Here is a 12,402-nt window from a genome sequence, read left to right as displayed (position 1 = left end):
CAAATTCATCCAAATCAACACTGGGTGCGAATGCCGCGCCCTTATAAGAGAAGTACCACTATGAGAATCGTAATTTTAGGTGGCAGTGCCGCAGGTATGAGCTTTGCTGCCAAGTACAAAAGAAACCAACCTACAGATGACGTTATCGTGATTGAAAAACGCAGCTACCTTTCATTTGGTGCGTGTGGCTTGCCCTACTTTGTTGGCGACAAGTTCCCAAATACAGATCGCATGATCTCTCGCACGCCGCAACAAGCCATCGATTCCGGACTCGATGTTCGCATCAATACTGAGGTTGTCGCTGTGGGCGCTGCTCAGCAAATCATCACAGTCAACACGCAAGGCGAATCACAAGATATTCCATTTGATAAGTTAATCATTGCAACAGGTGCGCGCCCTTTAATTCCAGACTTCGCGACCTCTTTCCGTGTGGGTAATCATGAACGTGCTGATTCGAATAACACCGAACATGTTTACACACTCACTAGCATGGAAGATGGCGTTGCCGTGAAACAAGCCATGCTCGCAGTAGATAAACCTCGCGTTGCAATCATTGGTGCAGGTTTTATTGGATTAGAGATGTTCGATGCGGCACATGACTTAGGAAAAGACGTCACCATTATTGAGCGCGAAGCGCACATCATGAACCGCCAATTCAGCCCAGAGATGATCTCCGACGTCGAAGATGCCATTCGTGACACAGGAACCAGCCTGCTGACCAATACCCAAGTCGAACACATCGAGCGTTTTGCTTCAAAAGACAGCGGCGAAGGAAATAATGAGAAAACGAGTTATCTGCTTACGGTGAGCAAAACTCAATCCGCGACCAATTACACCAACGAAGCCACTAGCCATACGGCGGAACCTGAATACACCACGATTCAAGCCGACATCGTAATTCTGGCGCTTGGCTTCAAACCCAATACCGAATTGTTTGATCTACCAAAGCTCCCTAACGGCGCTTTGTTAGTCGATAAGTTTGGGGCGACACCCGTAGCGAATATTTACGCCGTAGGTGACTGCGCGACGGTTCATCACTTAGCGCTCGATCAGCCCGTGTATTTGCCACTTGCCACCACGGCCAATAAACAGGCTCGAATGATGGCCGACAGATTAGCAGGCAAAGAGACCTTCCTCGATGGTTTCTTAGGTTCATCGTCTTTGAAAGTACTTGATTACGAGCTTGCTAGCACGGGCATTTCTCATTGGATGGCAAACCAATATGCAGTGCCAACCAGTACCTCTGTCATTAATGACAAGAACCAAACGGATTATTATCCCGGCCAAGAAGACATCAAGATAAAACTTGCTTACGACCCTGAATCTAAACGCCTTTTAGGTGGAGAAATTGTCGGCAAGAAAGGCGCGGTAGGTCGGCTAAATGCATTAGGCGTTGCGATTACTGCAGGCATGACGACTCAACAATTGGGTTACCTTGATTTCAGCTACGCGCCTCCTTTTGCACGAACATGGGACGCGCTGAATGTGGCGGGCAATGTTGCGAAATAACCGTCATCTAACTTAATAAAATGCACTTAATTTAATCACCATCACCATCACCCAATTTAATGAGAGAGGAAACCATGGCACAAACCATTACTAAAGGCATTAAAGCCCTAAAAGAAGAAGCCTACCAAGTCGTTGAAGATATGTCGGTAGAAGAAGCAAAAGCGCTATTCAATGGTAGCGACGACAAGCAAAACACACTTGATGACTACGTGTTTGTCGATGTGAGAGAAGCCGAAGAAAGAAACAAGCTTGGCATTATTCCCGGCGCTTTTACTTGCCCAAGAGGCATGCTGGAATTCTTGATTGATCCAGAATGCCCCGCACACAATAAAGTATTCAACCAAGACAAAACCTACGTGTTCTATTGTGCCCACGGTTTGCGTTCTCTTTACGCTGCCAAGATGGCCGCGGAGATGGGGTTAAAACCCGTTAAAAACCTCGCAGGTGGCTTTGCTGCTTGGGCGGAGCAATCAGGTGACATTGAAATGCCAACTAAATAAAACATCCAACTCAATAAAATCGTACTGAGTTAAATCGAGCGTAGCGCTTAACTATCCTACGCTACTTCCTGCTACTCAGTATGTATTCTAGTGTCGATCCTGCCCGGTGATACTCGACGTTATATTCTGTGCTTGCCTCGCATTCACAGAATGTAATGCCCGTAATAACCCATACATCCCCACTGTCTCATTATTATTTTTCAAATAATTTGTCTTACTTTCATCATCTATATCTCGCCTCGCATGAAGAATTTAAGCTATTGATTTTTAGAAGTTAAAACTCTTAAAGACACAATTACCCCTGAAGAAAACCATAAGCCACAAGCACGCTTAACCTAGTCTATTTTCAATCAACTTGAATATACACACTTGCACGATTGTGCATGTGTGTATATGATTCAGCCTCTTTTCACTTGCTAGAGATTCCAATTGTGGATGCTAAATTAGTTATTGCGTTAAATGAGTTCTTTTATGTGGCCAAAGGTCTGGTCGTTATCATCGCTATTGTGTCGGTTTTGACTGGCATCATGCGAGAGTATATCCCTCAAGATAAACTCCAAGCGACGCTGACCAAACACGATAAATGGGGAACCTTGTTGGGCGCATTGTTCGGAATGTTGACCCCATTTTGTAGCGCAGCCGTGGTTCCGGTAACCATGGCAATGGCGTCGATGGGTGCATCATTAGGTACTGTGATGAGCTTCATCATCTCAGCGCCATTGTGTAACTTCATCGTATTGGCGATGGTGTACGCCGCGTTCGGATTGAAGATCACCGTGGTGTACTTCTTGGTGACCTTTACCGCTGCGGTTCTTGGTGGTTACTTGATTTCTAAATCTCCTTGGAGAAACGAGATCAAACGTGGTGCTGAGCTTGAAGACACCAAAGGCAAAGGCTGCTCAGGTTCAAGTAATAGCAAAAACACGGGCAACACTTGTGGCGCGGCTCCTTCTTCAGCATCGAGAATGCGTAATGCAATGGGCGGAGCTTGGGCTTTGTTCAAGCGAATCATCCCGTATGTACTATTGGGTGCGGCGATCAGTGGATTCTCGGCAGCTTACTTGCCAGCAGACTTAGTAGAGAAATACGTAGGTGGTGACAGCTTCCAATCTATCGTGGTCGCTTCATTGATTGGTATCCCGCTTTACCTACGTATCGAGATGGCAATTCCGCTACTTAACGTGTTAATTGCTAAAGGAATGGGCTTAGGCGCGGCATTAGCACTTATTATTGGCGGTACAGGTGCCAGTTTGCCTGAAATCGCGCTAGTATCTGCAGTTCTAAAAAGAAAAGCCGTAATCGCGTTTGTAGGAATCGTCTTAACGACAGCCATCATTGGTGGCGCTATCTTCCAATACGTTGTGTAAAATCGGTTACTCAGAACAAAATAAAACTTCGCGCCGCTCATAAAGAGTGGCGCTACTCAGTTGGAAGGGTAAAACCATGATGGATGAAAAATACATTGATTCGCTAAAAGCCTTATCAGAACCCAATCGACTGCGATTGTTCTGGTTGTTCCTGCATGTGGATGAATGCATGGCTGTGGCTGAAGCAATGGACATCATTGGTGAAACTCAATACAACGTGTCTCGTAATCTAAAAATGCTCTACAAAGCTGGCCTGCTCAACCATGAGAAGAAAGGCAAGTGGGTGTTCTACACCTTAAAAGAGCAAACCGCTCCGCACTGCAAAGCCTTGGTTGATTCAGTAAGACACTTGCCTGAAGACGATTTTAAAGAAGTGGTCAAACGCTGCCTGATTCGTTTATCAATGCGAGTTGATGGCGAATGCGTTGTCGGCCCAGACAGCGAAATATGGCACAGCAAGATTAGCTAGCTCTCTACAGAAAGAAGCTCAATAGATAGAAGCACGATAACAAAAGACGAGACAGCGAGAGACGAAACAAAGGGATACCCAATATCAGTATCCCTTTTGAAAATGGTGGTGTGAATTATGAATACCTACACTCAGCAAGAGCTTGATTCTATTCTTGAACAACACAAACTGTGGCTAGAAAACCAAGGCGGCGAACGAGCGCAATTACGTAATGCCGACCTAAGCCACCTAGCACTTCAAAACCTAGACCTGCGTTGTGCCAACCTAATCCGAGCCAACCTTAGTGGCACCGATTTATCAGGCACAAACATGAATGAGGCTGACATCACCTACGCCAATTTCAGCCACACGAATCTGAACAACGCGACGTTCCGTGATGCTGATTTACGAAACGCAGACATGAGTCATGCGCAAATGCTCAACGTCGATCTGTATCGCGCGGATCTATTTCGTACCGATTTCAGTCACGCCAATCTGAACGATAACGTCCTGAACCGTGTCGACCCAAGCAACACCATCATCAAACTGCGTAACCCTAACCAAGAATGTTTCGCGGCCTCGTTAGGTAAGCAATAACCACGCGACTCGATTAATGGAAGAAGCCGAGAAACAACTCGACGCTGACGTTATCTTCGTGATGGGCGAACCGTTCCACTACGGCAACCGCTACAACACGCCACACAACGTGCTTCCACCAGTAAGAACACTTGCACCACTTGAGTGCTGGTTCGCTAAAGCACTGACCCCTGGCGCATTAGACGGCGTAGGTGAATCTACCTCAAGCGTCACTGGCCCTTACGCAAGCGAGCTAATGTGGGGACACCCAAGCGAGCAGGTTTAAGATAAATCAGATACGAAAAATGGAACGCTCGGGCGTTCCATTTTTTTGGGTGAAGCGTAATGCTTTTCTGAATTGAGAGCGTTGATATCCCGTGCGGTCAGGCTGATTTCGAACACCCTCCCCCTCTAACTCCCCCTCATGTTAAGTTCATCAGCCCCTTTAGAGCTGCACCGAGGGGGAGAATCTTCTTTGGCGCTGAATGTGTAACTGCGTATGTAACGATCGGCATTCTGTTCCTCCCCTTCTCACGAACCACAATGGATCGAAGATGCTGATTAAGGGGAGGCTAGGAGGGGATTTAGTTATGAGCTAACACGGATTTCCCACAAAGTGAGTTAGATTAAATATTCTACAGAATCTAGGAGTGTGAGTTTTACCTACAAAATCTAATATAAGTTTATGACTGATTTACTTGCCACCTTTACGACCTTTTCCTGTGCATCTAAACAGTACATTAACAAGTCTTTATTTTTCATATCACTGGATAATTCGCATTGTTAAAGAGTGATAACACGCTAGCTCGTTTTAATGAGAGAAAAGAATGCACATCGCGATTTATTTTCCTTAACTTTTAATTATTTATGATAAGTTTGTGGGACGTCAGGCAAGCAGAAAAACAAGAATGCCTGTTATTAAGAATGTTAGTTGCCTTTACGGCTCGCTTTATCAAGGAAATAACTATGTCCAACAGTTTTTCAGAATTTATGGTTGCTTGTGATCACTTCGGTATTTACTTTAATGATACTGATGGCTCAGTCACTAAAAACTTAAATGTATGTATTTATATAAATGGCTCAAAACAAACAAAGTTTAATATCAATACTGACGTTGTTTTTTCACGTATGAGTAGTGATTCGAAAGTCACAATTGATGAACTCGAAGGAAAAGGCGTACATTGGGACGTTTCTGCCCGATGGCAGGATTTCAGCTTTAGTGAAGTGACAGAGGCACTCTCAATTAAAGGTAAGTCACCTAAAAGTATTTATAACCACAGCTACCTTATTGAAATAAGTGAATAGATAAAGTTAGCTTAAAACGAACAAAAAAACAGCTAGCTTTTGCTCGTTCATCGCTAATTTTAGCCAGCTATTTTATTGCCGCTTAGCAAAGCGTTAGCCGTCAGAGTCAAACTTGGAGATAAAGGTAATTAATGCGACAAGAAGAATGGTATTTATTTCAAGAACAGATATGCCAGCATTTTAGGTCTATCGGTGCTGAATCGGAAACCAACGTTTGTTTGAAAGGTGTAAGAACCGAACATGATGTAGACGTGTATGTAAAAACTAAATTCCTAGGCATTGATTTACAATGGATAATCGAAGCTAAACATTGGAAGCGCAATGTAAACAAGGGACATGTACTTGCACTAAGAAGCATTGCTGAAGACTTAGGGGTAGATAAAGCTTTTATAGTTTCTAGTAGCGGGTTTCAAATTGGTGCTATAGAAGCTGCAAATAATACAAATATAAAGTTGCTGACTTTCGACCAACTGAAAGAAGAAACTAAAGGCTTTGTTGAATCTGAAATTCTCAAAACTTACGAAACACGTTTGGATTTGCTAGAAAATAGATATTGGTCTCATTCCAAAAAAATTCGAATTAAATACGGCCTTCGTCATCATTTAGTTGACCATGAGTTTAGATTTACAGGTCAAATGTTACTGGGTGTAGCACGTAAAGCGTTGATGGCAGCATCAGATAAAAACTATCCAATATTTCTTGATACAGGACATAAAGAACACCAAGGAGAATTGTTTGCTGACAACTTTCAGCAACTGCAAAACTGGTTAAACCTCAATTTTAATCACTTCGAGGCAAAGCTGTTAGCATCGGAGTGGGAAATGCATAAAAATGGAGACTATAACCCAGACTGTATCTTGTATTTGAGTAGTGATGAAACTCCGTCAAAAATGATGGCCAAAGGCATGTATATTGCCGAAAATGATAGCTAATAGGGCGGTATAAGCCAGAGAGGCAACATGAAAAATTATAGTCTGGATACGATAGAAAAAGTCTTTTCGTTTGCCACACGATTTGTCCCAGAGAACCACATGGTTTTTCGAGGAGTAATGAACTCTGAATATGAATTGATTCCCTCTGTCGGTCGCCTGCCACTACTCGAAGATTCGAGCGAGGAGCTTGATAGAGAAAAGGCGTTATTAGAGCAATTCAAGATGAAGAGTGCGCTGCGAGTACAGTGTCAACCGTCAAATGACTGGGAATGGCTTAGCTTGGCTCAACACTATGGTTTACCTACAAGACTTTTAGATTGGAGTATTAATCCTCTAATTGCGTTGTACTTTGCTACAGCTCACTCTCCTGAAGAACTATATGGAGGAAAGCCCCTGAGTAACTGTGCGGTGTACGGCCTTATAAGTCATATACACATAGATTCGAGTTACCATATTGACCCACTTGATCTAACTCAAACATTGGAGTTCTATGGGCCAAGCATCTCAGAACGTGTAGTCAATCAAGCTGGCTTGTTTACTGTTCATCACGAACCCAGAAAAGCATTTGACACTGACAAGTTGCATAAATTTGTTATACCTGGTGAGTTAAAGCCTCAAATTCAGTCAAAACTTAGTTTATTAGGTATTAATGAATCAACTATCTACCCTGGTCTCGATGGTATTGCAAAATCACTTAAAACAGAATTTTACAATCATACAACTCGACCGTTAGATCTTGAAAAGGCACCTGAATATATGCAATCGCAACTGGGTGGCTTATAACAAGCTTTTAAGGTTTCAAGATACTTTTTCTAATCCAAATCTCGCACGTTAGAATCCATACTCTAACGTGCTTTTGTCCAAATCTAATTTAAACGCCCAAAAACAAAAAGGGATTGGTATCTCTACCAATCCCTCTCCCAAATTCTCTTTCTACTTACAAGCGCTCAATTGCCTTTTGAACTGCAGGGCCAATCTGGCGCTTACGAGAAGTGACGCCTTCCAAAGTCAGCATGTCGCTGGTTGGTTCAGCGTTGAAAGCAGACTTGATGACTTGATAGTCGCTTTCGTCCACCCACAATAGGTTCGCTTCTTTGTTCTTAGTGTCGGTAATTGAGAAGAACAGATGGTCTAAACCGTTCTCTTCTTTATAAGACTTCATCGCTGCCAAAAGCTCATCTTTACGGTCAATCAGTTGTTGAGCCGTTAGTGTTTCAGCAACGCCGATACCCACCTGTTTGCCACCGTACTTAAAGTTTTTGTAATCTAGCGTCAGAATGGTTTCAGAAGAAAGGTGGCTAAGGTCTGATTTAGCAATCAACATCTGTTGACCGAAGTCTTCGATATCTGAAATGCCTGCAACCTTCGCCAGCTTCTCTGCGTATTCACGATCATGCTCAGTCGTCGTTGCTGATTGGAATACCACAGTGTCAGAAAGAATCGCACCCAAGCCAGCACAAGCGAGGTGTTTAGGTAATTTCACATCGAGCTTTTCAGCATTGTCAGCCAGAATAGTTGCAGCTGAACCCCAACCTCGGATATCCATCTCGACAATCTGCGGTGTGTTAATTGGAGAGCCTCCAATCGCGTGATGGTCGACCACTGCCACAATAGATGCTTGGTCAATGGTTGGCGCTAATTGAGTCACTTGGTTGAAGTCCACCAGCCCTACTCGGTATGAAGAGTAATCTGTCTCTACTCGTGGCGATTCTGCATTACAGTAGTTCAAGATAAACGTCGATTCAGGGTTGATTGGCTCTGGTACTGTCGCCGTACCACCATAAATATGAGCCGCGAGCATTGCAGACATTACCGTGTCGCTGTCTGGGCTAAGGTGCCCCGTCCATACAAGATCTTCACTGTTTTCATTGGCAGATTGTTGCAAGCTAAAAGCAAAACTTGCTGAACTGAAAGACATGATTACGGCGGCAACGACAGGTGTTAGCTTCACGGGTATTTCCTTATTTGGATTCGTTTTAGAACCCCATAAGCTAGCCATCAAAAATTTCAGAACCGTGTCAGCGATGTTTCAGATTTACTTCAGTAAGTAACGAAATGTAATTTTCCTCTCTTTGAGTTCCGAGCTAACCTGCTTTGCCAAAAAATGTATTCACTGAAGCTCCATTCTTACAAGTTTTAAGCGAAATAGCGTTTAACTGATTTCATCAATTTCTGAAATGATAAGCAGTCTAAATGAGACGGTTGTGGACAAGTCGCTACATGTTTAAGGCTGTCACGTACTACTTTCAGGCGTTTAATTTGAATATCAACGTCTTCGGCTTTCTGCATCAATAACGCGCGGTCAATTGCCAATTCATCTGATGTATCAAACATCGTTGATATTTCATTTAGTGACAATCCAGCAATACGCCCAAGGGAAATAACATTTAATTTGTTTAATACCTTTGGTGAGTACTGCCTCCTTAACCCTTTTCTTCCATTAGAACGAATAAGACCTATTTTCTCATAATATCTTAACGTTGAAGGAGCTAGTCCAGACTCCCTAGAGACTTCTGCAATATCCATAAAATGCATCCTTGACTTAAAGTCGACTTCAAGTGGTAACGTGCCTGTGAATATAACAATGTTTAAATAAAGTACAAAATATAGGAGTAATTTCAAGTGGACACTTCAGTTTACTTACAAGCCATATTGATTGGTATTGGTGGCACTTTAGCTATGGATATGTGGGCTTGGATTCAAAAAAAGTTGTTGGGGTGCATATTTCGGAGCTAGCCGACCGCCTATTTCGGTTTTAATCGACCACCAAATCCGTTTTTAACCAACCACTCATTTCGGTTTTAATCATCCACTTTTCGGTGTGTTTCCGAAATCGATGGTCGATTTACCGAAATAAACCTCTTTTCTCTTTTAAATCAATAGGTTTAACCTGAGTCTTTCATGTTGAGAGCACTAAGGATAAATCATGCCGAAAAAGAGAATGCCAATGAATAAAATTAAGGAAATCTTACGCCTCCGATACGAGTGCAATCTTTCTAATCGACAGATCGCCGCTTGCCTCAATATTGCTCATTCCACTGTATCCCAGCATCTATCCCGATTTAAATCCAGTGGCCTCACGTGGCCACTGGAAGAGACTCATCATGAAAATCAAGTCACCCAAGCTTTGTTTGATGGTCGCTCATCTTCTCAGCATAAAGTGATGCCTGATTTCACTCTCTGCTACTTAGAATTGAAGCGTAAAGGGATGACTAAAGCTTTGCTTTGGGAAGAGTATTGTCATCAGCATCAAGACAAAGCCTATGGCTATACACAGTTCTGCGAACTGTATAGACGTTGGCTAAAGACACAAAAACGCAGTATGCGCCAACTTCACCATGCTGGTGACAAGCTCTTCATTGACTACTGTGGCCCAACGATCCCTGTTGTGAATCCAGATACAGGAGAATGCCGACATGCTCAGGTATTTGTCGCCACTTTAGGAGCGTCAAATTACACCTATGTCGAGGCGAGTGAGAGCCAAGGGCTTGAACACTTCCTCATGGCTCATGTGAATACCTTTAATCACTTTGGTGGTGCTCCGAATCTACTTGTACCTGATAATCTGAAATCTGCTGTAACGAAAGCAGACTGTCATAGCCCTATCCTCAATGAGAGCTACCGAAAACTGGCACAACATTACGGCGTTGCTGTGATGCCAGCCAGGCCCTACAAGCCTAAAGATAAAGCCAAAGCTGAGAACGCAGTTCTCATCGTAGAGCGCTGGATAATGATGCGCCTTCGCCACCAAGTGTTCTATACAATGGCTGAGCTGAACCTGGCTATCCGAAAGCTGATGCATGACTTAAACCAACGAGAGATGAAACAGCTTGGTGTCAATCGACATGACTTGTTCAACAAAGTTGACCGTCCAGCGTTAAAACCACTGCCATCGCAACCATATGTGTATATCGAAACTAAACGAGCAACCGTCTCCCCTGATTATCACATTCAATATAAAAAGCACTTCTACTCTGTGCCGCACCAACTTGTTGGGCAACAAGTTGAGCTTGAAGCAACGCATCAAATAATACGTATCTACCACAAAGGGAGCATTGTTGCTCACCACTGCACAAGCCAAAAAGAATATGGTCTCTCTACCGTTTACGAGCATATGCCAAGCAACCATCAATACCAATCATGGACACCCGAGCGTTTTATCCGTTGGGGAAAATCTATTGGGCCAGCCACAGGTGAACTGACTCAGATGTTGCTCAAACGCCCAGAGCATGAAGCATTGGCCTTTAGAAGTTGCTTTGGGTTACTAAGTCTTGCCAAAAAGCACTCAGACGCACGGTTAGAACAAGCTTGCCGAGATGCCTTAGTGACAGAGAAGCCATACCTTGGCTTCGTCAAAAACTTATTGAAGAACCATCGAGAAGGCACTCTCTCTCAGCCTTCCACTGATACCCCAAACCTTAAACACACTAATGTTCGTGGTTCCAACTACTACCACTAGGAGAAACAATATGGACGCAATAATCCAACAGTTAAAATCACTACGCCTAAGTCATGCTTCTGATGCACTGGAACAGCAAAGGATACACCCCGCGACCTATGCTGAACTTGGCTTTGAAGAAAGGTTAGGACTCATCCTTGATCATGAGATAGTGAACCGAGATCAAACCAAAATCCAACGACTTAAACGGCAAGCCAAGCTGCGCCTAAGCGCTAGCGGTAATCAACTGGACTACCGCCCAGAACGAGGCTTAAAAAGAGCAATGATGGGAGAGTTATTATCAGGCACTTATTTACAAAAGCGACAGAATGTCCTGATTACAGGTGCAACAGGTGCAGGTAAAACCTATGTTGCTTGTGCGCTCGCCGAGCAGGCGTGTGAGCAACACTGCCCAAGTCGTTATTATCGCCTAAATCGTTTACTTGATGACCTGAGTAGTAGCCGCCTTGATGGCAGCTATCAAAAGCTGCTACTGAGCTTGTCTAAGAAAAAACTGTTGGTTATCGATGACTGGGGAATGGAAAAACTCAGCCAAGAGCATGCAAGTAATCTTCTCGAAGTGCTAGAAGATAGATACCAAGAGTGCAGTACAATCATTATCAGCCAACTACCTGTAAAAGAATGGCACGAGATGATCGACAACTCGACGATCGCTGATGCGATCTTAGATAGGTTGGTTCATCAAAGTCATAGAATCGAGTTACGAGGGGAATCAATGAGAAAACTGGCTTAAATCGACCACTTGGAGTAAAACTAAGGAAGAGAAAAGAGAGGCTTAAAAAGGTGGTCGATTAAAAACGAAACTAGGGGTCACATCAGCCGAAATACGCAGTTGGGGATTCCATCACTTGATTACGCACTGGTCGCTCGTTGGTTCGTTTTAATATCCAAAGGGCAATTTTTTCATAACCCTATAATGGCGACACCAGAAGTGAAAGGAGAGAAGGTTTTAGGATGGATATTGCATTACTTGATAGGTATCGTTTTTGCGCTGGTTCTCATCTTTATTTGGGGAGAAGAATGGCTAGCAGAACCGAGGTTAATTCCGGCTTTACTGACTGGTATTGTAACTTTGGCCTTTCCATTCTTTGTCATTCAACCTTGCCTTGGCTTCGGGATAGCGGCAAGTAAAAGCCCAAAACCTTGGAAAGCACGATCCTTAAGCTTGTTGGCACATAGCACATACGGAATCGGTTTATTCTGGAGTGCTTTGCTAGTAACGATTGTGACTAATGGCTGAAAGGTTTATTCATGACTTATGTCTTTTAATCCATGAATAAGTCATGCGTTGATTGATAAATAGTTG

General features: G+C 43.5%; 13 protein-coding genes and 1 pseudogene. 12 read left to right on the top strand and 2 right to left on the bottom strand.

The window, feature by feature from the left end:
* The first annotated feature begins 60 nt into the window (after positions 1-60).
* The 9 genes and pseudogenes from QUF19_RS05300 (at position 61) to QUF19_RS05260 (ending at position 7,420) form a co-directional block, all read left to right on the top strand.
* Positions 61-1,509, top strand: coding sequence for an FAD-dependent oxidoreductase (locus QUF19_RS05300; protein ID WP_286297033.1), 1,449 nt, complete (start codon positions 61-63; stop codon positions 1,507-1,509).
* 74 nt (positions 1,510-1,583) lie between these two features.
* Positions 1,584-2,009, top strand: coding sequence for a rhodanese-like domain-containing protein (locus QUF19_RS05295; protein ID WP_286297031.1), 426 nt, complete (start codon positions 1,584-1,586; stop codon positions 2,007-2,009).
* A gap of 431 nt (positions 2,010-2,440) precedes the next feature.
* A complete protein-coding gene (locus tag QUF19_RS05290) occupies positions 2,441-3,376 on the top strand; it encodes a permease (RefSeq protein WP_286297029.1) in 936 nt (311 codons plus the stop codon).
* A 76-nt stretch (positions 3,377-3,452) separates the two neighbouring features.
* A complete protein-coding gene (locus QUF19_RS05285; protein WP_008221742.1) occupies positions 3,453-3,845 on the top strand; it encodes an ArsR/SmtB family transcription factor in 393 nt (130 codons plus the stop codon).
* A 117-nt stretch (positions 3,846-3,962) separates the two neighbouring features.
* Positions 3,963-4,421: a pentapeptide repeat-containing protein gene (locus QUF19_RS05280; protein WP_286297026.1), complete on the top strand. Its 459-nt coding sequence runs from the start codon at positions 3,963-3,965 to the stop codon at positions 4,419-4,421.
* A gap of 1 nt (position 4,422) precedes the next feature.
* Positions 4,423-4,686 (top strand): annotated as a pseudogene (locus QUF19_RS05275) (GNAT family N-acetyltransferase); the annotation flags it as partial.
* A 680-nt stretch (positions 4,687-5,366) separates the two neighbouring features.
* A complete protein-coding gene (locus QUF19_RS05270) occupies positions 5,367-5,705 on the top strand; it encodes a hypothetical protein (RefSeq protein ID WP_286297023.1) in 339 nt (112 codons plus the stop codon).
* A 131-nt stretch (positions 5,706-5,836) separates the two neighbouring features.
* Positions 5,837-6,637, top strand: a complete 801-nt coding sequence (locus tag QUF19_RS05265) for a restriction endonuclease (protein WP_286297021.1) — start codon at positions 5,837-5,839, stop codon at positions 6,635-6,637.
* Between the two features lie 27 nt (positions 6,638-6,664).
* Positions 6,665-7,420 (top strand): FRG domain-containing protein, encoded by a 756-nt coding sequence (locus QUF19_RS05260; protein ID WP_286297019.1) that lies wholly within the window; start codon positions 6,665-6,667, stop codon positions 7,418-7,420.
* Between the two features lie 154 nt (positions 7,421-7,574).
* Here QUF19_RS05260 and QUF19_RS05255 read toward each other — a convergent pair whose 3' ends face one another.
* Together QUF19_RS05255 and QUF19_RS05250 are read right to left on the bottom strand one after the other, a co-directional pair.
* Positions 7,575-8,588 (bottom strand): manganese-dependent inorganic pyrophosphatase, encoded by a 1,014-nt coding sequence (locus QUF19_RS05255; RefSeq protein ID WP_286297018.1) that lies wholly within the window; start codon positions 8,586-8,588, stop codon positions 7,575-7,577.
* Between the two features lie 185 nt (positions 8,589-8,773).
* Complete coding sequence (locus tag QUF19_RS05250; RefSeq protein WP_102533585.1) at positions 8,774-9,163, bottom strand: helix-turn-helix domain-containing protein; 390 nt, start codon at positions 9,161-9,163, stop codon at positions 8,774-8,776.
* 400 nt (positions 9,164-9,563) lie between these two features.
* Between QUF19_RS05250 and istA the strand changes: the two genes are divergently transcribed.
* The 3 genes from istA (at position 9,564) to QUF19_RS05235 (ending at position 12,336) form a co-directional block, all read left to right on the top strand.
* Positions 9,564-11,096 carry an IS21 family transposase gene (gene istA / locus QUF19_RS05245; protein WP_286291968.1) on the top strand — a complete coding sequence of 511 codons (1,533 nt, stop codon included), beginning with the start codon at positions 9,564-9,566 and terminating at the stop codon, positions 11,094-11,096.
* 10 nt (positions 11,097-11,106) lie between these two features.
* Positions 11,107-11,829: an IS21-like element helper ATPase IstB gene (istB, locus tag QUF19_RS05240; protein WP_286291966.1), complete on the top strand. Its 723-nt coding sequence runs from the start codon at positions 11,107-11,109 to the stop codon at positions 11,827-11,829.
* A gap of 99 nt (positions 11,830-11,928) precedes the next feature.
* Positions 11,929-12,336 (top strand): DUF2938 domain-containing protein, encoded by a 408-nt coding sequence (locus tag QUF19_RS05235; protein WP_353505922.1) that lies wholly within the window; start codon positions 11,929-11,931, stop codon positions 12,334-12,336.
* The last annotated feature ends 66 nt before the right edge of the window (positions 12,337-12,402 follow it).

Source organism: Vibrio sp. FE10, assembly GCF_030297155.1.
GTDB classification, from domain to species: Bacteria; Pseudomonadota; Gammaproteobacteria; order Enterobacterales; family Vibrionaceae; genus Vibrio; species Vibrio apostichopi.
Note: the sequence above shows the minus strand (reverse complement) of the source record. Positions and strands in the feature narration are given on the sequence as shown.